The 21322-nt window shown below is 61.5% G+C and carries 19 protein-coding genes; 12 read left to right on the top strand and 7 right to left on the bottom strand.

Annotation, left to right across the window (positions count from 1 at the left end; translation table 11 throughout):
- Positions 1 to 74: 74 nt before the first annotated feature.
- Both LG31_RS0110390 and ylqF read right to left on the bottom strand, forming a co-directional pair.
- A complete protein-coding gene (locus LG31_RS0110390) occupies positions 75 to 1223 on the bottom strand; it encodes an MFS transporter (protein WP_033114401.1) in 1149 nt (382 codons plus the stop codon).
- Positions 1224 to 1518: 295 nt separating this feature from the next.
- Positions 1519 to 2469: a ribosome biogenesis GTPase YlqF gene (ylqF, locus tag LG31_RS0110385; protein WP_033114400.1), complete on the bottom strand. Its 951-nt coding sequence runs from the start codon at positions 2467 to 2469 to the stop codon at positions 1519 to 1521.
- Positions 2470 to 2801: 332 nt separating this feature from the next.
- Between ylqF and LG31_RS0110380 the strand changes: the two genes are divergently transcribed.
- The 8 genes from LG31_RS0110380 (at position 2802) to uhpC (ending at position 11432) form a co-directional block, all read left to right on the top strand.
- The gene (locus LG31_RS0110380) at positions 2802 to 4199 is read left to right on the top strand and encodes an alkaline phosphatase (RefSeq protein ID WP_033114399.1); all 1398 of its coding nucleotides are present in this window, start codon (positions 2802 to 2804) and stop codon (positions 4197 to 4199) included.
- Positions 4200 to 4210: 11 nt separating this feature from the next.
- A complete protein-coding gene (locus LG31_RS0110375) occupies positions 4211 to 5617 on the top strand; it encodes an alkaline phosphatase (RefSeq protein WP_033114398.1) in 1407 nt (468 codons plus the stop codon).
- A 50-nt stretch (positions 5618 to 5667) separates the two neighbouring features.
- A complete protein-coding gene (locus LG31_RS0110370) occupies positions 5668 to 6351 on the top strand; it encodes a hypothetical protein (protein ID WP_033114397.1) in 684 nt (227 codons plus the stop codon).
- A 37-nt stretch (positions 6352 to 6388) separates the two neighbouring features.
- Positions 6389 to 7159 (top strand): substrate-binding periplasmic protein, encoded by a 771-nt coding sequence (locus LG31_RS0110365; protein ID WP_033114396.1) that lies wholly within the window; start codon positions 6389 to 6391, stop codon positions 7157 to 7159.
- A 226-nt stretch (positions 7160 to 7385) separates the two neighbouring features.
- Positions 7386 to 7781 carry a nucleoside diphosphate kinase regulator gene (gene rnk, locus LG31_RS0110360; RefSeq protein ID WP_005334070.1) on the top strand — a complete coding sequence of 132 codons (396 nt, stop codon included), beginning with the start codon at positions 7386 to 7388 and terminating at the stop codon, positions 7779 to 7781.
- A gap of 181 nt (positions 7782 to 7962) precedes the next feature.
- On the top strand, positions 7963 to 8553 hold the full coding sequence (gene uhpA, locus LG31_RS0110355; protein ID WP_033114395.1) for a response regulator transcription factor UhpA: 591 nt from the start codon (positions 7963 to 7965) through the stop codon (positions 8551 to 8553).
- Complete coding sequence (uhpB, locus tag LG31_RS0110350) at positions 8550 to 10070, top strand: signal transduction histidine-protein kinase/phosphatase UhpB (protein WP_033114394.1); 1521 nt, start codon at positions 8550 to 8552, stop codon at positions 10068 to 10070. The genes uhpA and uhpB overlap by 4 nt, the downstream gene beginning before the upstream one ends.
- A gap of 27 nt (positions 10071 to 10097) precedes the next feature.
- The gene (gene uhpC / locus LG31_RS0110345; protein ID WP_033114393.1) at positions 10098 to 11432 is read left to right on the top strand and encodes an MFS transporter; all 1335 of its coding nucleotides are present in this window, start codon (positions 10098 to 10100) and stop codon (positions 11430 to 11432) included.
- Positions 11433 to 11451: 19 nt separating this feature from the next.
- Here uhpC and LG31_RS0110340 read toward each other — a convergent pair whose 3' ends face one another.
- A complete protein-coding gene (locus LG31_RS0110340; RefSeq protein ID WP_033114392.1) occupies positions 11452 to 12588 on the bottom strand; it encodes a GGDEF domain-containing protein in 1137 nt (378 codons plus the stop codon).
- 498 nt (positions 12589 to 13086) lie between these two features.
- Between LG31_RS0110340 and LG31_RS0110335 the strand changes: the two genes are divergently transcribed.
- From LG31_RS0110335 to LG31_RS0110320, 4 genes are all read left to right on the top strand, one after another.
- The gene (locus tag LG31_RS0110335) at positions 13087 to 13887 is read left to right on the top strand and encodes a transporter substrate-binding domain-containing protein (protein WP_033114391.1); all 801 of its coding nucleotides are present in this window, start codon (positions 13087 to 13089) and stop codon (positions 13885 to 13887) included.
- A 96-nt stretch (positions 13888 to 13983) separates the two neighbouring features.
- Positions 13984 to 14943 carry an amino acid ABC transporter permease gene (locus LG31_RS0110330; RefSeq protein WP_033114390.1) on the top strand — a complete coding sequence of 320 codons (960 nt, stop codon included), beginning with the start codon at positions 13984 to 13986 and terminating at the stop codon, positions 14941 to 14943.
- Positions 14927 to 15670: an amino acid ABC transporter ATP-binding protein gene (locus LG31_RS0110325; protein WP_033114389.1), complete on the top strand. Its 744-nt coding sequence runs from the start codon at positions 14927 to 14929 to the stop codon at positions 15668 to 15670. Before LG31_RS0110330 ends, LG31_RS0110325 begins: the two co-directional genes overlap by 17 nt.
- Before the next feature lie 133 nt (positions 15671 to 15803).
- Positions 15804 to 16643 carry a sterol desaturase family protein gene (locus tag LG31_RS0110320; RefSeq protein ID WP_033114388.1) on the top strand — a complete coding sequence of 280 codons (840 nt, stop codon included), beginning with the start codon at positions 15804 to 15806 and terminating at the stop codon, positions 16641 to 16643.
- 103 nt (positions 16644 to 16746) lie between these two features.
- Here LG31_RS0110320 and LG31_RS0110315 read toward each other — a convergent pair whose 3' ends face one another.
- The 4 genes from LG31_RS0110315 to paeA form a co-directional block, all read right to left on the bottom strand.
- On the bottom strand, positions 16747 to 18162 hold the full coding sequence (locus LG31_RS0110315) for a basic amino acid/polyamine antiporter (RefSeq protein ID WP_033114387.1): 1416 nt from the start codon (positions 18160 to 18162) through the stop codon (positions 16747 to 16749).
- Positions 18163 to 18171: 9 nt separating this feature from the next.
- Positions 18172 to 19074, bottom strand: a complete 903-nt coding sequence (locus LG31_RS0110310) for a homocysteine S-methyltransferase family protein (RefSeq protein WP_033114386.1) — start codon at positions 19072 to 19074, stop codon at positions 18172 to 18174.
- 273 nt (positions 19075 to 19347) lie between these two features.
- Complete coding sequence (locus LG31_RS0110305; protein ID WP_033114385.1) at positions 19348 to 19890, bottom strand: hypothetical protein; 543 nt, start codon at positions 19888 to 19890, stop codon at positions 19348 to 19350.
- Between the two features lie 18 nt (positions 19891 to 19908).
- A complete protein-coding gene (paeA, locus tag LG31_RS0110300; protein ID WP_033114384.1) occupies positions 19909 to 21231 on the bottom strand; it encodes a polyamine export protein PaeA in 1323 nt (440 codons plus the stop codon).
- Positions 21232 to 21322: the final 91 nt, after the last annotated feature.

Genomic DNA, 21322 nt, shown 5'->3' with positions numbered 1-21322 from the left:
GTTATATCGCGCCTCATTGCGCCGTCTTTATCCCTTATCGGGAAGCGAGGATGTCGCCCTGCTGCCGCTCTCGTTCAGGCGTGGGCCACCGGCGTCGGATGTTTCCCCATGGGTCGCAGCAGCATCAGCAGATAGATAAGCGACACGCCGGCGATCATGATGAAGAGCAAGTTATCCGAAAGGTGCTGCATCAGGAGCGCAGTATAGGCTGGGCCGAGCAGGCTGCCGATGGTATAGCTCAGCAGCAGAGCCTGATTCATGGCCACCAGCTGATGGTGTTCGACCTTCTCGCAGGCCCACGCCATGGCCACCGGATAGAGGGTAAAACCGGCAGCGCCCAGGATAAAGAGGGCCGGCCCCATCGCCACGCCGCCCAGCATGGCTGCGCAACCCAGGATCACCACCATCACCTGCACCCGCAGTACCGGCAGACGCCCGAAGCGATCCGCCAGACGGCCGACCGGCCACTGCCCCAGGATGCCGGCACTTACCATCACCGCCATCCAGTAGCCGATCTCCCCATCGCTCACCCCCTGATGATTGAGGTAGAGCGGCATCAGGCCATAGAGCGACCCCAGCACGATGCCGGAGATGATGCAGCCATCGACCCCGAGCCGCGCCTGACGCAGCTGCAGCATCGGCCAGACCCGGGTCGTTCCCTGTGCTTCGCTGTGCTCACTGACGATGCGGGTGAACAAGAGCGGCAGAATCGCCGCCAATACCAGTCCGGTTGCCCAGGGCAGCACGTCCATCAGGCCGGTCGGCAGCTTGCTGACCAGCAGCTGCCCAAGCACAGTCCCCAGGTAGTAGACCATCATGTAGGCGGCCAGCAGTCGCCCCCGATTGTGCGCGTTGCCGCTGCACATCAGCGCGCTCTCCACCACCACCCAGATCATGGCGCAGCCGATGCCGGCAATGAATCGCCAGGCGAGCCAGCTCCAGAAACCGAGGGTAATGCCGAGCCCGACACAACCTGCGGCAAAGATAACGGAGGAGAGGTAGTAACTGCGGTTGAAGCCAAAGCGCTTGATCAGGGTGCCCGCCAGCAGGGTCCCCAGCAGGTTGCCGCTGAAATAGGAGGAGCCGACCATGCCTACCTGCCAGGTCGGCAGATTGTCATGGGCCAGCCAGAGCGGCACCAGAGTATTGAGCACCGCGATGGAGAGGGTCAGCAGCAACAGGCCACAGAGCAGTAACAGCACTGGCCGGGTGTATGTGGTCATGGGTAGAACCGTGAGGAGAGTCAAAATGCGAGCGCATCATGCCACTGCCAAATCCATTGTCAATCGGCGCTATAGCCAAGTCGCAAGGTTTTGTTGCACGCAGTGATTGCTGCGAGATATGCCCCCATTTAACGCCAGCGGTATCCTTTTGATTAACGAGAGATTTGGCCATAAAACCGGGATATGGCTAGTTGAAAATCAACCTCTTCGCGCTGCCTTGTCTCGCTTTGGCGGCCATAAACAGAAGAGGCGGCCCCGTGGGCCGCCTCTTCTTTAACACCGAACCCAATGCCGGTTAGCGCTGACGCTTCTTGGCGTACTTGCGACGGGCCCGCGCCTGGCGCTCCTCTTCACGCTCCGCCTTCTCTTTGGCCTTCTGCTCGGCCTCGGCATCGGCCTCCACGATTTCGACGCTCACCATCTCCGGGGTCTCCAGCGAGATACGGCCCAGCATCCCCGAGCGGAATTCGTTGACCAGGATCTCGGACGCCTTGTGCAGATCCGCCAGCCCCCCCTTGCGCATAAAGCCGCGCTGGCGGGCGATCAGATCTAGCAGCTCGATCTCGGTCTCGGGCAGCTCTTCAATCTGATAGCGCGCCTTGATCCGCTCCGGATACGCCTTGAGGAAGTAATCGGCGGCGAACATGGCGATATCCGCGTAGTCATAAACGGTATCCTTGATGGCCGCCGTGATGGCCAGCCGATAACCGCAGGAGGGCGGGTTGAGCTTGGGCCACAAGAAACCCGGGGTATCGGTCAGGATGACGTGGTTGTCGAGCTTGATCCGCTGCTGGGACTTGGTCACCCCCGCCTCGTTGCCGGTGCGGGCGATGATGCGCCCCGCCAGGGTGTTGATCAGTGTGGATTTGCCCACGTTGGGAATGCCCATGATCATGGCGCGCACGCCGCGCAGCTCCAGATTGCGCTCCGGCAGCATCTCGTGGCAGAGGGTCAGCAGTTGCTTGATCTTCTCCGGCTCCTGCTGGGTCAGGGGCAACGCCTTGATCCCCTTCTCCTTTTCCATGTGGGCCACCCACAGCTCGGTGATCTCGGGGTCAGCGAGATCCGCCTTGTTGAGCACCTTGATCACCGGAGTATCGCCACGCAGCTCGGGCACCAGCGGGTTTTCGCTGGAGAAGGGGATGCGGGCGTCGAGCATTTCGATGATGACATCGACCTGGGGCATGACCTCGGCAATCTCTTTGCGGGCCTTGTGCATGTGACCGGGGAACCAGTTGATGGACATATCCGTTACTCTCATCTAGGGACTGCGGGCGCGGGCTTGCAATGAAGCGAGCGGCGAGCGGTGGTGGACGCAGGGCGTCGCAAGGGGGCGCATTTTACCTGCACCCGCCCCGATTTGACAGGCTATTCTAGCCAGCTAGCCCTAAACCGGCCAGATTTCCTCCCGTTTGTCAGCCTTGTCAGGCTGCGCTGCAGAGCCCGATTATTGATAGATAAGTGATTGATACAACATCACATTCAGATATCACTTTCACCGGATTGTCATTCACCCTCACTAAAAGTGTCATCTGCGACCTCTAGGCTGCGCTCAGGTTTTACAAGGAGCGAAACTCGATGAAAAAAATGGCAGGTGTTGCAGTGATGATGGGGGCCGCACTGGTCGCCGGCTGCAACTCAAAAAACAACTCGCAGGAGAACAAACCCGGCTCTGGCGCCCGGAACGTGATCTTCTTCCTTGGCGACGGCATGGGGCTCAACACCCTGACCGCCGCCCGCATCTACGGTGTCGGTGAAGAGGGCAGCCTCACCATCGATACCCTGCCGGAGACGGCCTTCATCAAGACCTTCTCCCACGACTCTCAGGTGACCGACTCGGCTCCCTCCATGTCCGCCTACATGACCGGGGTCAAGAGCAACAACGGCGTTATCAGCATGGACAGCAACGCCACTCAGGAGAGCAACTGCAGCAAGAGCGCCGGCAAGCCGGTCACCACCCTGCTGGAACTGGCCAAGGCCGCCGGCCGCGGTACCGGGGTGGTCACCACCACCCGGGTGACTCACGCCACCCCGGCTGCCACCTATGCCCACCTCTGCAACCGGGATCTGGAAGCCGATATCGCCGCCCAGCTGGTACCCGGTGGCGCCGGTTACAACAGCGCCCTCAAAGGGGGGGTGGACGTGGTGCTCGGCGGCGGCAGCAGCTTCTTCCTGCCTAAAGCCGACAAGGGCAAGCGCGAGGATGGCCGCAACCTCATCTCCGAGATGCAGGCCAAGGGTTACCAGTTTGCCAGCAATCTGGACGAGCTGAACAAGGCCGACGCGGGCAAGCCGCTGCTGGGGCTGTTTGGTGCAAGCCACATGAGATATGACCTGGACCGCCCCGCCAGCGAGCCCTCCCTGGCCCAGATGACCCAGGCCGCCATCAAGCAGCTCAAAGACAAGAAGCAGGGTTATTTCCTGATGGTGGAAGGGGGCCGCATCGACCACGCCCTGCACGACACCAACGCCAAGCGAGCCTTGCAGGACACCCTCGCCTTTGACAACGCCATCAAGGCGACCCTCGACGAGGTGAAGAAAACCGATCCCGAGCTGAAAAACACCCTGATCGTGGTCACCGCCGACCATGACCACACCCTGGTACTCAACGGCTACGCCAAGCGTACCGGTAAGACCACCGCCGACAACCCCGGGGTGCTCGGGCTGGTGAAGAACTACGAAACTGGTGAACCGAGCAAGGATGCCGACGGCATGCCCTACACCATCATCGGCTTTGGCAACGGCTACAACCGGGTGGACGGGCCGCGCAGCAGCGTGGCACCGCTGGATGACGCCACCGTCTCCGCCAACGACTACCACCAGGAGGTGGTGGTCAAGGTGGGTGAAATCGGCAACGAGACCCACGGCGGCACCGACGTTTTCCTCGGCGCCATCGGCCGGGGAGCGGATAGCTTCCACGGCTCACTCGACAACACCGCCGTGTTCGGCAAGGTCAAGGCTGCGGCCGGGCTGTAAGGAGCATTCCCATGAAAAGAGCCACCAACCAATCCATGAAGCAGAACCTGCATAAAACCCTGATCAGCACGGCCCTGCTGGCCGCCCTCTGTGGCGCGACCCAGGCACAGGCCGCCGATGCCAAGAACGTCATCCTCTTTATCGGTGACGGCATGGGCCCCACCGTACTCACCGCCACCCGCCTCTACAAGGTGGGGGAAGAGGGCAATCTGGAGATAATGAAGCTGGCCCGCAGTGCCCGCATCAAGACCTTCTCCAACGATGCCCAGACCACCGACTCGGCCCCCTCCATGGCGGCCTATACCACCGGGGTCAAGATGAACAACGAGGTGATCGCCATGAGTAGCGACACCAAAGCCGTCGCCCCCGGCAAGGACGCCAACGGCAACAAGGGCGTCAACAACTGCGCCAGCGACAACGGCAAGCCGGTGTCCACCATTCTCGAGCTGGCCAAAGCAGCGGGCAAGTCGGTGGGTGCCGTCACTACCACCGAGCTAACCCATGCCACTCCGGCCGCCACCTACTCCCACATCTGCCATCGGGATGCCGCCTATGCCATCGCCGCGCAGGCGGTACCGGGCGGCGCCGGCTTCAACCAGGCTCTGGGGAACGGGGTCGACGTGCTGATGGGGGGCGGCGCCAACCACTGGACGCCCTACAACAGCACCAGCAACAAGGGGGGCCGCGCCGACGGGCGGGATCTTACCGCCGAGCTGACCGCCCGGGGCTATCGCTACGTCACCACCCGCACCGATCTCGCCAAGGTCGATAGCGGCAAGCTCATCGGCCTGTTCAGCACCAAATCCCACCTCGACTACGAGCTGGACCGCGTCGCCAAGGGGGCGGCCAATACCCAGCCGTCGCTCTCCGAGATGACCGCCAAGGCGATCGATCTGCTCAGCCAGAACAGCCAGGGCTACTTCCTGATGGTGGAAGGGGGCCGCATCGATCACGCCCTGCACGGCACCAATGCCAAGCGCTCGCTCACCGACGCGGTGGCGCTGGACGACGCGGTCAAAACGGCGCTCGGCAAGGTAGACCTGAAAGATACCCTGATCGTGGTCACCGCCGACCATGACCACACCATGACCATCAACGGCTACTCGGCCAAGGGCAACAAGGTGCTGGATCTGGTGAAAAATGGCGATGGCTCGACCCAGAACGACGTGGATGGCAAGCCGTTCACAACCCTGGTGTTCGGCAACGGCCCCAACCGCCCCGACGTGCGCCCCACCCTCACCAGCGATCAGGTGATGGCGGACGACTACCTGCAGGAGACCGGGGTCAAGCTCGGCTCAGAGACCCACGGCGGCGGCGATGTCATGCTGTTTGCCGACGGCGCCGGCAGCACTCGCTTCAAGGGGACGCTGGATAACACCCGGGTGTTCGGCAAGCTGAAGGAGGCGCTCGGCCTGTAAACGGCAGGGCCCGGCGCGGTGCCGGGCCCTGCTCGTTCGAGCGATCCCCCATGATGCGATATTTACTTCCGCTGTGGCTGCTCGCCAGCAGCCTCTCATTTCCCCTCCTTGCCGATGAAGTCCCCGATCTGGCCGCCCGCATCCGCTATCAGGAGAGGGTGACCAGCAGCGACGGCATCAGCAAGGAGAGCCAGTGGCAGGAGAAGTGGCTGCGGGTTGGCGATCAGGTGTGGAGCCAGCGGCTCATTCCGCTGCCCCTTGCCCGCGCCTACCACGCCACCCACGATGCCACCCCGGGCCACAAGCACTTTACCCACCAGATGGCGGCGCGCTGGATAACCCTCGACCAGCAGGGCATGCTGCAACTGCGCTACGCCGACAGCTGGCACAACCAGCTGGTGGAGGTACCGGAGGAGGAGTACGGTCATGTGGCTTTCAAACCAGACTGGCCGCGGATCCGCCACCTCATCAACCCAGCCCTGTTGCAGGAGATGACCCCCCTCGATGAAAGCGCCCCCGAACAGGCGCGCTGGTATGAAAAACGCGAGGGCAACCAGCGCACCCGTATCCTCTGGTCGAGTCGCTGGCAGCTGCCGCTGGTGGTGGAGTCGGCGAGCCTCGATGGCTATCGCAGCTACCGGATGGAGGTGACCCTAAAAACGCTGCCCAAGAATTTGCCCTGGCAGCAGCTGGAGGGGTATCAAACGCTCGATCTGCGGGACTTCTTCGATTGAGATGAAGCTCCATAGTGGGCTGACTTGTCTCTGCGGGATGTTACACTCTGTGTACTCATCCCGGATCAGGTCTGCCATGCGTCTCCCCTTGCTCCTGCTGCTCTGCACCTCGCTCCTGCCAGCCTTTCACGCCCGGGCCATGGTGGTGGTCGCGGCCGAAATTCCCCCTTACGTGATCCGCTCTCACCAGGGCGCCCCGAGCGGCATGGCCATCGAGGTGCTGGAGGAGGCGGCCCGTCGCCTCAAGGAGCCACTGACCATCGAGCTGATGCCGCTGGCTCGCGCCCTGAGTCAGACCCAGCACCGGCAGGATGTGCTGCTGGTGCCGCCGGTGAGAAGCCCCCAGCGCGAGCCACTGTTTCTCTGGATTACCCCCTTGCTGGACGAGGCCTTTGTGCTGGTGACTCATCGTCAGCACCATCCCCAACCGCTGACAACCGGTGAACTGCCCGGCCTCACCATCGGCGTGATGCGCAGCTCCTATGGCCAGAGCCTGCTGCTCCCGTTCAAACGGATCAAACAGGAAGAGGTGGCCGAAGAGGTCAACAACGCCAGCAAGCTGGCTCGGGGCCGTATTCAGGGCTGGGCAGTGGCCTGGAACAGCGCCCGCTACAACCAGCTGCAGGCAGGCTTGCCGCTGGCGGATCTGGTTCGCGGCGAAACGCTGAAACAGGCTGCGCTCTACCTGGCGGCCAGTCCCCATTTTCCAGCCAAAGAGGCAACACGCTGGCGCGACACCATCGCCGCCATGCGCGATGACGGCAGTCTGGCCCGCATCATCAAGCAGTACGATTACCAGGCACCCTGACAAACTTGTCAGGATAATTGCCAAAGCCGTCCAGAATGGTTATGGTAGCCCCATGAAAAGATTCACTATTTCCTCTCACAAGCTCACACCCTGCTGAGCCCCCGCCTCGCTCCTTCGGCCGCGAGTCGCTTGGGGGCATGGCACTTTCTCGATCTCTCGACACCCTTGTGATGGCCAGCCTGCGTGAGTGGGCTTGGCCCTGTAAGCTATTGATAAGGATTATCTTATGAAACAACCGCATCTCGTTATCTCCAGCCTTGATCTGGATCGGATTGAACAACTGCTCGGCAACCATCCCCAACACCTTGCCCTGCAAGAGGAGCTGGATCGCGCCGAAATCCGCGAGCCGGCCGACATGCCGCCCGATGTCGTCACCATGAACAGCAAGGTACGCTTCAAGATGCAGAGCAGCGGCAACGAGTTCTGCCTCACCCTGGTCTACCCGCGCGATGCCAAGGGCGACGAGAGCAACATCTCGGTGCTGGCACCGGTGGGCAGCGCCCTGCTTGGTCTGAAAGTGGGCGACAGCATCGCTTGGCCGGGCCCGGCCGGTCGCACCATCGAGGTGGAGATCCTTGAGGTGGTCTACCAGCCAGAGCGTGCCGGCGAGCTGCACCGCTGATCCCGGTTGCGGAAAGGCCAACCCGGAAGGCCAGCCCGCATAGCCTGATCCCGATCAAGCTTCCCCTGCTTATCGGGTCGATTTTTCCCCTATTCCCCCCCGCCCCTTGAGCCTGACTCGGGGGGCAGGTATCTTGTTGGCCGCGTCATGGTCATGACGCACCGAATTTCAGGCTGACATCATGATAAACATTGCCCTCATCGACGATCACCAGATCGTCCGTTCCGGTTTTGCCCAACTGCTCAATCTGGAGCCCGACCTGCAGGTGGTCGCCGAATTTGGCTCCGCCAGCGAGGCGCTGGCCGGCCTGCCCGGCAGTGGCGCCCGGGTCTGCGTCTGCGACATCTCGATGCCCGACCAGTCGGGACTGGATCTGCTCAAGCAGCTCCCCTCCGGTCTGGCGGTGGTGATGCTCTCGGTACACGACAGCCCCGCCCTCATCGAGCAGGCGCTGCAAACCGGTGCCAAGGGATTTCTCTCCAAACGCTGCAGCCCGGACGAGCTGATCGCCGCGGTGCGCACCGCCGCGCTCGGCGGTTGCTACCTCACCCCCGACATCGCCCAGAAGCTGGCCAGCAGCAGCCGGGATCCCCTCACCAATCGGGAGCGGGAGATTGCCCAGTTACTGGCGCAGGGGCTGGAGGTGAAGAGCATCGCCGAGCAACTCGGCCTCTCCCCCAAGACGGTGCATGTGCACCGCGCCAACCTGATGGACAAGCTCAAGGTCAGCAACAACGTCGAGCTGGCCCACCGCATGCTGGATAGCTGGTGATCCACCGTCTTGCCAGCTATGTCGCCATCGCGCTGGCGGCCTGCTTCATCTTTGCCGCCGGCTGGTTTTGCCTGTGGAGCATCAGCCTGCATCTGGCGGGTGGCCCAGCGCTGGCGGTGCTGCTGTTCCCCTTCGGCCTGCGCCTCGGCTTGCTGCTGCAAAGTCCCGGCCACTACTGGCCGCCGCTGCTGCTGTGCGAAGGGCTGCTGCTCTACTGGCTCAATCAGGAGGTGGGGTTGCCCCACTGGCCGTGGCTGGTCGCAGGCAGTCTGCTGACTCTGTTGCCGCTGCTGATTGCCCGTCGCCAGCAGGTACGCAACGACTGGCAGCAACTGTTGCTGCTGCTCGCCACCGTCACGACGGCGGCGCTGCTGCAAGCACTGCTCTGGCATCTGGCCGGGGAAGATGGCCTCTCGGCACTGCTGCTCACCCTCACCGGCGGCCTCACCCTCACCTCCACCTGCATGCTGATCTGGCACTACCTTACCCGCGCCACTTGGGTGCCGCTCGGCCCTGCGCTGGTGGATCAGCCGGTAGACTGGCGCTTTCGCCATCTGGTCTGGTATCTGCTGTTGTTCGTGCTGAGCCTCTGGCTGCAGCTGGGGCTGCCCAACTCGCTGGTGCGCTTCACCCCGTTTTGTCTGGCCATCCCCATCATCGCCATGGCGTGGCGCTACGGCTGGCAGGGGGCGCTGCTCGCCACTCTGATGAACACCATCGCCCTGCTGGCAAGCCAGGCCTGGCATGACCACCCCCTCGATTTGCTGCTCTCCCTGCTGGCCCAGAGTCTCACTGGCCTGCTGCTGGGCGCCGGGATCCAGCGCCAGCGCGAGCTCAATCAGGCGCTGACCCGCCAGCTTGCCCACAATCGCCAACTCACCGAGCGGCTGCTGGAGACCGAGGAGAGCATCCGCAAGGAGGTGGCGCGCGAACTGCACGACGACATCGGCCAGACCATCACCGCCATTCGTACCCAGGCCGGCATAGTGCGCCGCCTCGCCCCCGACAATGCGGGGGTGGGCCAGAGCAGCGCCCTGATCGATACCCTCTCCCTTGGCATCTACGACGCGGTGCGCGGTCTGCTCGGTCGCCTGCGCCCGCGCCAGCTCGACGACATGACCCTGGAGCAGGCGGTGCGGGCACTGCTCAGAGAGCTGGAGCTGGAGCGCCACGGCATCGTCACCCGGCTGGAGTGGCAGCTGGCGGACAGCGATCTCTCCGATGCCCAGCGGGTCACCCTGTTTCGGGTCTGTCAGGAGGGGCTCAACAACGTGGTCAAACATGCCAACGCCCACTCGGTGACGATCCGGACGCGGCACGGTGAAGAACAGCTGCAGCTGGTGCTGGAGGATGATGGTCGCGGCCTGCCGCAAAGCCGCGCGGCGCAGGGCTATGGCCTGCTCGGTATTCGCGAGCGGGTGCGGGCGCTGGGAGGCACCTTGCAGCTCTCCTGTGTCCACGGCACCCAGTTGACAGTCAATCTCCCCTGCCGCAAGCGGGAGGAGAGCCATGAGTAACCTCATCCTTCATCAGGGAGGAACCCCATGCTGAGCTTTATGAGAAGCGCACCGGCGCAACCGCCGATCCGCGAGCAAGCCGAGATCGACGCCACCTATCGTCACTGGCGGCTGCATCTGCTGCTCACCATGTATCTGGGCTATGCGGTCTTCTACTTCACCCGCAAAAGCTTCAACTTCGCCATGCCGGACATGCTGGCGAGCGGGATGCTGGACAAGTCCGACATCGGCATGCTCTGGACCCTGTTCTACATCACCTACGGCTGCTCCAAGTTCTTCTCCGGCATCATCAGCGACCGCGCCAACCCGCGCTACTTCATGGGGATCGGGCTGATGGCCACCGGCGTCATCAATATCCTGTTCGGCCTCTCGTCCGCTCTCTGGATGTTTGCCGCCCTCTGGGTGGCCAACGCCTTCTTTCAGGGCTGGGGTTGGCCCCCCTGCTCCAAGCTGCTCACCAGCTGGTATTCGCGCAGTGAGCGGGGTGTCTGGTGGTCGGCCTGGAACACCGCCCACAACGCTGGCGGGGCGCTCATTCCCCTTATCGTCAGCACCCTGGCCCTGCAACATGGCTGGCGCTACGGCATGATAGTGCCCGGTCTTATCGCCATTGCGGCCGGTCTGCTGCTCTGCTGGCGGCTGCGGGATACCCCGGCTGCCATGGGGCTGCCGTCGGTGGGCGAGTGGCGCAAGGATGCGATGGAGCTGGCCCAGCAGACTCAGGATGCGGGGCTCTCCCATCGCCAGATCTTGCGTAAATACGTGCTGGGCAACCCCTATATCTGGCTGCTGGCCTGCTGTTACGTGCTGGTCTATGTGGTGCGCACCGCCATCAACGACTGGGGCAACCTCTACATGACCGAGCAGCGCGGCTTCAATCTGATGAGCGCCAACTCGGCCATCTCCATGTTCGAGGTGGGGGGCTTTATCGGCGCACTGGTGGCGGGTTGGGGATCGGACAAGCTGTTCAACGGCAACCGCGGTCCGATGAACCTCATCTTTGCGGTGGGGATCCTGCTGGCGGTGGGATCGCTCTGGCTGATGCCCTTCTTCAGCTACGTGATGCAGGCAGCCTGCTTCTTTACCATCGGCTTTTTCGTGTTCGGCCCCCAGATGCTGATCGGCATGGCGGCAGCGGAGTGCTCCCACAAAAACTCGGCGGGAGCGGCCACCGGCTTTGTCGGCCTGTTTGCCTACATGGGGGCGGCGCTTTCGGGTTATCCGCTGGCCAAGGTGATGGAGATCTGGCACTGGAACGGCTTCTTCGTGGTGATCTCGGTGGCGGCGGGCGTCTCGGCCCTGCTGCTGCTCCCCTTTCTCAAGGCGCAGGCACCGCGCACCCAACCTGCCGACACAATATGATTGCCAGACAGGCTGGAGGTTACGCCTCCCGGCCAGCCTGACAGACCCGGTTCTTGCCCTGCCGCTTGGCGCAATAGAGTGCATGGTCGGCCTGAGTGAACAGGGGATCAAAGTGCCACTCCCCGTGCCAGTGGGAGAGTCCCATGCTGACCGTGATGGAGAGGCCGCCCATGTCGCGGTTCGCGACCGCCTCCAGTAATCCCTCGCAGCGTTGCAGGGCCAGCACACCGGGCTGCGAGAAGAGCAGCACAAACTCCTCGCCACCGAAACGGCTGCACACCAGATCGGGCTGGCAACCCAGATAGGCGCCGAGCTCGGCCAGTACCCGATCACCCACCTCGTGACCATGTATATCATTGATCTGCTTGAAATCATCGATGTCGAGCACGGCAAGCGCGCCGCCGTCACCCAACTTTTGCTGTTTCAGCTGCTCCATAAAGCCGCGCCGGTTGAGCAGGCCGGTGAGAGGGTCGTGACTCGCCTGCTGGTGCAGCGCCAGCGCCCGGTACTGGGTACAGAGCAGCAGCACCCCGAAGGTGGAGAGATAACTCCCCATCAGCATGGAGAGGAAGGGCAGCACATTGACCCCGCTCTTATCCATCAGCATCTGCACGTTGTCCTGCCACAGGAACCAGAGCCGCATCAGGTAGAAGGCGTAGAGCAGGATGTTGACCACGGTAAAGACCATCACCGCCGGCAAATAGTAGGGATAGCCGTGACGCCAGACCAGATAGACGATCACCGCCCCCAGCACCATGTAGCTCAGACAAGCCAGCATCACCCGGGACTCCATCCCCCCCTTCACAATGCACCAGCTCAGGATCAGCAGATAGACCAGCATGAAGAGCACACCTGCACGCCAGTTCGGGGGCTGGCCGAAAAAGCGCTGCAGCGCCAGCGGCATCAGCGCGATGCAGAGCGTGATCAGGGTGTTGGCCAGCCAGATGCCAGATGGGCTGGGGAAAAATGCCTGCAATGAGAAGAGCGTCTGGGCCACCAGCGCACAGAGTGCAGACCACCACCAGTAACCGATACCGGGGATCTCCCTGTGGGTAGACCAGATGATGGAGAGGGTGATAAAGCCAAGACTGTAGCCACCCAGCGCCATCAGCATCAGGGTGAACACATCCAGTTTCAGCAGCAGTGAGAGCGCCATACAAGAACCAGTTTCAGAAGGTAACTGAGTATATGAGAAGCGTTTGCCAAGACCCAGAGGGGACTGACTATTTTCACAATAAAAACATATTGTTTACTGTCTCTGTGACCTGCTTGCCCTGCCGGGATCGCACCACCGCAGGAACTGAAACAGCCAGAGTACAAAACAAGCCACAAGCGAACCCCATATATGTAACAAAAGGTATTGAACACAATTTGGGCTTGAACCGGCCACGTTAGATAGATATGTTGTTTTCGTGTGATTTTATGAGTGAAGCGGTGAGCGAAAAGCACCTCTAACCTATTGAGTATTCTGACACAATTGGTTTTTGGTACATTTTTCGCTCAATTTCGATTCATAGCATCCCATATGGGGCTTTCCCCCGACCCAAGACATTCATCCTGTCTTGCCTGTTGCCGGATGCAGCAGTCTCTTGTGCCACGGAGTCGCACGGGATCAGGTTCAAGGCCGAACACAACACCGACAGAGACGTCACTTATGATCAAAAAACTGATTCTTTCTACCCTGCTGTTTTGCGGGATCGCCACGGCGGCCCCGACCCCTGCCCCTACTTCCACCCTGGATGCCGTGCTCGAACGCGGCGTGCTGCGGGTTGGCTTTGATGCGGGCTATCAACCTTTCGAGATGACCAACAAGCAGGGCCAATACATCGGCTTTGACGTGGATCTCGCCAAGATGGTCGCCAAAGAGATGGGCGTGAAGGTCGAGTTCGTCAACACCGCATGGGACGGTATCATTCCCGCGCTCTTGACCAACAAGTTCGACGTCATCATGGGCGGCATGACCGTCACCCCGCAGCGCAACCTGCGCGTCAACTTTGCCGAGCCCTATATCGTGGTCGGGCAGACCATCGTTGTGCGCAAGGACAAGGCCGCCGAGATCAAATCCTTCACCGACCTCAACGACCCGAAATACAAGATTGCGGTCAAGCTCGGCACTACTGGCGAGCAGGCGGTCAAGCGCCTCATCCCGAAAGCCACCCTGCTGCAGTTTGAGACCCAGGATGACGCCAAGCTGGAAGTGATCAACGGCAAGGTCGATGCCTTCGTCTACGACCTGCCCTACAACGCCATCTTCGCCTCCCAGAACCAGGGCGCCGTGGTACACCTCGACAAGCCGTTCACCTTCGAGCCGCTGGCCTGGGCCATCCGCAAAGGGGATCAGGACACCCTCAACTGGTTCAACAACTACCTGCGCCAGATCAAGGGCGACGGCAGCTACGACCGCCTCTACAAGAAGTGGTTCGAATCCAACGCCTGGCTGAGTCAGCTCAAATAACCTCAAAAGGGGGCGCCTTGCCGCCCCCTCTCGCAACACCCCACACAATAACGAGAAGAGGTTGTGACTGTGCACACACCCAAACCGACAAGACAGATGGAAAAACAGCCCAACCCGCTACTCTGGCACGGCGTCTTTTTGCTGATGCTGCTGGTGGCCGTGTTCGGCATCTACAAGGCGGTGCAATCCGTTGACTACACCTGGCGCTGGGAACGCATTCCCCAGTACATCGCCTATCAAGCCGAACAGAAGAATTACGCCGAGTTTGACGGCACAGTGGTAGCCGGCACCACTGCCGCAGAGAAAGGCAAACTGTTCCTGCAAAACGATCTCGACCCCAACCAGCGCCAACCCATCGCGACCAGCGGTGTGCAGGTCAGCGAAGGGGATACCGTCTTTCGTGGTGATGCCCTCGATATCCAGCTGAGCTGGACCGCCGGCCCCATCGCCTGGGGCGTCTGGATGACCATCAAGCTCTCGCTGGTGGCGGGTATCTTCGCCATTTTGCTCGGCACCCTGGCCGGACTGGCCCGACTCTCCCCCAACCCGGCCCTGCGCAATCTGGCCGTCACCTATGTGGAGCTCATTCGCGGCACCCCGCTGCTGGTGCAGATCTTCATCGTCTACTTCTTTATCGGCACAGTGCTGAACCTCGATCGCTTTACTGCCGGGGTCGCGGCACTGGCCGTCTTTACCGGCGCCTATGTGGCGGAGATCGTGCGCGCCGGCATCAGCTCCATCCACAAGGGGCAGATGGAGGCGGGGCGCAGTCTGGGCCTCACCTCGGCCCAGACCATGCGTTACGTCATCCTGCCGCAGGCGTTCAAGCGGGTGCTGCCGCCGCTGGCAGGTCAGTTCATCAACCTGATCAAGGACTCCTCGCTGGTATCGGTTATCTCCATCACCGACCTGACCAAGGCAGGACGCGAGGTGGTCAGCTCCACCTTCAGCCCGTTCGAGGTGTGGTTCACCGTCGCCCTGCTCTATCTGGTGCTGACCGGTACCCTCTCCTTCCTGGTGCGCCGTCTCGAGGTGAAATATGCGAAAAGCAATTGATCCCATCATCAAGGCGACCGGTGTAGAGAAGTTCTACGGCAGCGAAGTGCATGCCCTGAAAAACGTCAGCACCGAGGTCGCCGAAGGGGAAGTGGTGGTGATCGTCGGCCCCAGCGGCTCCGGCAAGTCCACCTTTCTGCGCACCCTCAACCAGCTGGAGACCATCAACGACGGCGATATCGTGGTGGATGGCATCTGCCTGACCCAGCCGGGCGATGTCAACAAGCTGCGGGAAGAGGTGGGCATGGTGTTCCAGTCCTTCAACCTCTTTCCCCACCTGACTGTGCTGGAGAACATCTGCCTCGCCCCGCAAAAGGTGCGGGGACTGTCACGCAAGGAGGCCGAAGATCGCGCCAAGGCCCTGCTGCTCAAAGTGGGGCTCTCGGCCAAGGCGGGCAGCTACCCCTCCCAGCTCTCCGGTGGTCAGCAGCAGCGGGTGGCCATCGCGAGGGCGCTCGCCATGCAGCCGCGCATCATGCTCTTCGACGAGCCCACCAGTGCGCTCGACCCCGAGATGGTTGGGGAGGTGCTGGACGTCATGAAGGGGCTGGCCCGCGAAGGGATGACCATGGTAGTGGTGACCCACGAGATGGGCTTTGCCCGGGAAGTGGCGGATCGGGTGCTCTTTATGGAGAGTGGCGAACTGCTGGTAGACGAGAAACCAACGGAGTTTTTCGACACCCCCCCCTCCCCGCGCCTGCGCCAGTTCCTGAGTCAGGTGCTGTAACCAGTGCCGTACCACGGGAGAGGAGGCTGAGCCCCCTCTCCCGATTACCAGTCCTCACGCGCTGAAAATGTTAATGAAATATTGCGTTCATCCTTTATGCTGGAGAGCAATTGCTCTGAATGGATACCGGCTCATGGATGTGCAACTGATCCTGCTCTACCTATCCCCCCTCTTTCTGGCGTTTGTCGGCTGGGAGATGGTCTATCTGCGCAAGCATGGGGTGGCCTTTTCCACCGCCACCTACCAGTGGAAAGATCTGCTGGCCAATGCCACCCTGGCCCTGATGCATCAGGGGGGCGATGCGCTGGCAGCCATTGCCATCGCTTATCTGTATGACACCCTCTGGAGCTGGCGACTGTTCGATATCGAGCTGAATTTCTGGAGCGTATTGCTGCTCTTCCTGCTGCAGGATCTCTGCTACTGGCTGTTCCACTTCACCAGCCACCATGTGCGCTGGCTGTGGGCCTCCCATGTGGTGCACCACAGTTCGGAGCGGCTCAATCTCTCCACCGCCTTTCGCCAGAGCCTGATGTATCCGATCTCCGGCATGTGGCTGTTCTGGATCCCGATGATTGTCATCGGCTTCCCGCCCGAGGCGGTGGTCGCCACCGTGTTGCTGAGCCTGGGCTTTCAGTTCTTCGTCCACACCCAAGTGGTGGGCAAGCTCGGCTGGCTGGAGTGGGTCTTCAACACCCCCTCCCACCACCGGGTGCACCACGCCAGCAACGCCAAGTACATCGACCGCAACTTCGCCGGGGTGCTGATCATCTGGGATCGGCTGTTTGGTACCTTTGTCGAGGAGGACCCTGCCGAGCCGTGCTGCTTTGGCATCACCAAACCGATCCACAGCTTCAACCCCCTCACCCTCACCTTCCACGAATGGCGCGACATGCTGCGTGACGCCCGTGGCCTGCCGTGGCGACAAAAACTCGCCGTGCTGTTTGGCAAACCGGCCGGGCCAGCCAGCCGCTAAGCCTTCACCTCGAATAGCAACTCCCGGCCCTGATAACAAGTCCCTGATAACAAAGAGAGCGCCACAGTTGCGCTCTCTTTTATGGTCAGTCACATCTTAGATATCAGAGATGGGTAAACGACCAGACGGCGGGGATCAGGCTTAGCAAGGTCACTCCGGCCAACAGCCGTTCGCGACCGCTCAGGCAAAGACCTGCACCCAGCTGACGGCGGCTGTAGAGAAACAACAGCAAGCCCGGCCCGTAGAGCAGCAAGGAGAGCAATAGATACTCCACCCCGGCGGCATAGAGCAGCCAGAATCCGTAACCGCTCGCCACCAGTGCCACCGCCCGCATCAGGCCTAAGCCCTGCCCACCCTCACCCTTCCTGCGGAACGAGAGCTTGAGCAGGAACAGGCCGATCAGCAGGTAGGGCACCAGGATCATCGAGGTGGAGATAAGCAGCAGGCTGGTGTAGCCCTTGCCGAGCAGCCACACCAGCAGCAGGCATGTCTGCACCGTCAGGCTGGTGAGCCAGAGCGATGCGATGGGAGTGCCGTTGCTGTTCTGGCGCCGGAAGATGGCAGGAAACGCGCCGTGGCGGGCCGCGCTAAAGGGTACCTCGGCCGAGAACAGCGTCCAGCTCACGTAGGAGGCGAGCACCGAGACGATAAGACCGATGCTTATCAGCAGCTTGCCCCAGGAACCGGTCATCTGGGCCATCAGCCCTGCCATGGAGGGGTTGGGCAGGGCCGCGAGTTCAGGGCGACTCAATATCCCCAGCGCCAGCACCGAGATAAGCACATAGAGCAGCAGCGCCAACACGACCCCAAGCACGGTGGCCGTGCCTACATCCCGCCGGTTTCTGGCGCGGGCCGACAGCACCGCCGCCCCCTCGATGCCGGTAAAGACCCAGAGGGTGATCAGCATGGTGTTGCGCACCTGCTCGGAGACCGGCACCGCCAGAGTGCTGCCCTGCTGATCCGCCGCGAAGGTGACCGGGTCGAACCAGTAGCAGGCGAACAGGATAAACAGCAGCAGCGGCAGGCTCTTGGCCAGAGTCGCCACCAGATTAAACAGCGCCGCCTGCTGCACGCCACGGGCCACCAGCAGGTGCACCGCCCAGAGGATGCAGGACTCGCCAACAAAAGCCGCCAGGGTATTGCCGTCACCAAACCAGATCTGCTCGGGGGTATCGATAAAACTGCCCAGCGCCGCAAAGGCAATGACCAGATAACCCACCACGCCGATGGTGGCACAGAGCCAATAGCCCCATGCGGAGAAGAAACCCACCAGATCGCCAAAGCCGGCGCGGGCATAGCTGTAGATGCCGCCATCGAGATCCGGCCTTAACCGCGACAGATAGAGAAAACTCATGGCGAGCGCCACTATGCCCACCCCCGTCACGCCCCAGCCGATCAGCACAGCGCGTGCCCCAGCCACCTCGGCCATATTCTGCGGCAGGCTGAAGATCCCTGCCCCCACCATTGAGCTGAACACCAGCGCGGTGAGAGACCAGAGCCCAATCTTGTTCTCTTTCATCGGGACTCCTTAGCGCAACCGGCTGCTCAGCGCCTGAATATGCTCGGGGCCGATACCGCAGCAACCGCCGATCAAATTCGCCCCGGCCGCACGCCAGCGCTCGGCCCAGCCAAGGTAATCCAGCGGCCCCAGATCGGTGCGGATCTCATCCAACCCATCGTTGGCGGTGGCCTCTTTGGGTTGCGGCGGGAAGGCGTTGGCATAGGCACCGAGGCGAATATCGGTGCGGCCCACAGCCTGCAAGCGGGCGCGGGCAACTTCGAGGGCCCCTTCAATAACCTCGGGCTGACAGCAGTTGAACAGGATGGCGTCCACCCCGGCCGATGCCAGCGCGGTCACCGCATCGGCCACCCGCTCGCCGGAGCGCAGTCGCGGCTCGTTGCCCGGCGCCTCATCTTCCAGGGTGAAGGAGACCCAGAACGGCTTGCCATCTTTCGGCAGCAGCGCTTTCAGGGCCTGTGGCTCGGCGATCAGGCTCATGGTCTCGGCCAGCCAGATATCCACATGAGGGGATAGCGCCCGGATAAGCGGGGTCGCCAGCTCGCTCACCTTGTCCGCCTTGAACAGATCGGCGCGGTAAGAGCCAAACAGCGGTGGTAGGGAACCCGCCACCTGCACGGCGCCCTTCTGTTCGTCAGCCACCTCGCGGGCCAGTTGGCCAGCCAGCGCTGCCAGCCCCTCCCCTTCGGCAAAGAAACGCTCATCGCCGATATGAAACGGCACCAGCGCATAGCTGTTGGTGGTGATGACCCGGGCACCGCTCGCCACATAGGCCTGATGCACGTCACGCACCGTCTCTGGCGCCTCCATCAAGGCCAGCGCCGACCACTCCGGCTGACGAAACGGAGCCCCCCGCCGTGCCAACTCGCGCCCCATGCCCCCATCCAGCACCCACAATTCCCTGGTTTCCATCTGTCGTGTCTCTTTGTTATTTGCGTATGTGTCTTGCTGATCTGCGGTTTCGCGCAGAATCGCAGCAGATCGTCCGGCTTCATCCGGGTGAAGCACCTGACACCTTAGCCATAAAAACATTCAGATGTTTAGATGGCCAAAACAAGATAAAACAAAGTGCCACTGACGGCAATCCGTATCAGCAGAAATCAGAATGCGTACGGCGAGACAAACGCAGAAATGCAAAAGGCCACCCGAAGGTGGCCTTTTGTGGCGATATGGTGAACTGGCCACTTAATGTCCAGCCAGTACCCGCTTGATCTGTTTTACCCAGTCGGAGACCCGACCATCCTGCGGCAAGCGGCGCCAGATCTGCTCCCACTGGGCAGGGCTGAGCGGGCGGCCCAGGCGACGCTGCACACCGGCATAGAGGTAGTCGTGCGCCGTGGTGGTGGCATGGGCAGAGGTGAGGAACTTGTAGACCGGATCGGTCAGCCGCACATCTCGCATACCGAGCAGCGGATAGTCATTCTTCACCGCCGCCAGCATGGTTTCACGCATGGCCGACTCGATGTAGCCACGGGCAAACAGGGCGGTCACCGACTCCAGCGATCCCTGCTCCGGCCCGTGGTACTCCTCGTCAAACACCGGGCTGGGCTCAGCCACGGCGCTCTGCACCACCGCATCGGGATCCGGCTGCGGCACAACTACGGCAGGCTTTGTCGCCACCGGTTTGGCAGTAACGGTTGCCTTGCGCGGTGCACTCTGGCTACAAGCGCCGAGTGCCAGAGCGAGCGCCACACAGGCGATCGCACGGGAATGAGACTGCATTTTCATGACTCCTGAAAGCTCCTTTTACGCATCCTGAGCAAGCTTGTCGGTAACGACGGCGGGTTCAATCCGGGTAACCAGCAGCTGATCGATCTTGTAGCTGTCGATATCCACCACTTCGAACTTGTAACCTGCATATTTGACCGAATCGGTTCGTTTGGGGATCTTGCGCAGCATGTACATGATGAAACCGGCGATGGTCTCGTAGTTCTGATCGTCCGGGAACTCTTCGATATCGAAGGCACGCATCACGTCGGAGATGGGGGTCACCCCGTCCACCAGCCAGGAACTCTCGTCACGCTGCACAATCTGCTCTTCCACCACGTGAGTGGCCCATTCGCCCATGACGGTACTCATCAGGTCGTTCATGGTGACGATACCCACCACCAGCGCGTACTCGTTCATTACCACGGCAAAGTCGCCTCTGTGGTTCTTGAAGTACTCCATCGCCTCATAGAGGTTGAGGGTATCGGGAATGATGATGACGTTCTGCACCAGATTGCCACCGATGAGATCAATGCTCTGACCGCTGATGACGCGGATCAGCAGCTCTTTGGCATCGACAAAACCCTTGATGCTGTCGAGGTTGTGGTCACAGACCAGAAACTTGTTGTGCGGGTGCTCGGCGATCTTGGCCTTGATGCTCTCTTCACTCTCTTGCAGGGTGAAGTAGATGAGGCTCTCGCGGGCCGTCATGGCGGAGGTGACGCCAAGGGACTGCAGCTCGAACACGTTCTCGATGAGCTGGTGCTCCTCGCGCTGGATAACCCCCGCTTCGGCACCGGCATCCATCACTGCATAGATATCGTCCGAGGTGATCTCGTCGTTGCGCACGGTGGAGACCCGCATCAGGCGGAACAGGGCGTTGGCCAGTCCGTTGAAGATCCACACCAGCGGCATCAGCACGGTGACAAAGAAGAGCATGGGACGCACCACCACCACGGCGATCTGCTCGGGCATGATCATGGCGAGGCGCTTGGGCATCAAGTCGGCGATCAGGATAAACATACCGGTGACGAACACGAAGGACGCTCCGGAGCTGATCTCGCCAAGCCAGGGGCCCTGATAGAACTCGGAGACAATCCCCTTGATGGCGGGGTTGAGGGCAGACTCACCCAAGATACCGCCCAGAATGGCGACGGTATTGAGGCCAATCTGTACCACGGTAAAGAAATTGCCCGGCTGGGCCTGCAGTGCCAGCACCTTTTCGGCCTGACGATTACCTTCGTCAGCCATCACCTGCAATTTGATTTTGCGGGAGGCCGCGAGGGAGATCTCGGAGAGGGAGAAGAACACACTGCCGCCAACCAGCAGCATCAGAAAGAACAAACTATCGGCAAAACTCATGATTAACCTAATTGCTACGCCCGCCTTAGCACAAGACGGCAAACTGGGCCCGGGAGACCGGACCGTGAGTCCATCCGGGACTCACACAGGG

Source organism: Aeromonas lacus (genome assembly GCF_000764665.1).
Lineage (GTDB): Bacteria > Pseudomonadota > Gammaproteobacteria > Enterobacterales > Aeromonadaceae > Aeromonas > Aeromonas lacus.
The sequence above is the reverse complement of the archived record's forward strand: the minus strand, read 5'-3'. Positions and strand labels throughout refer to the sequence as shown.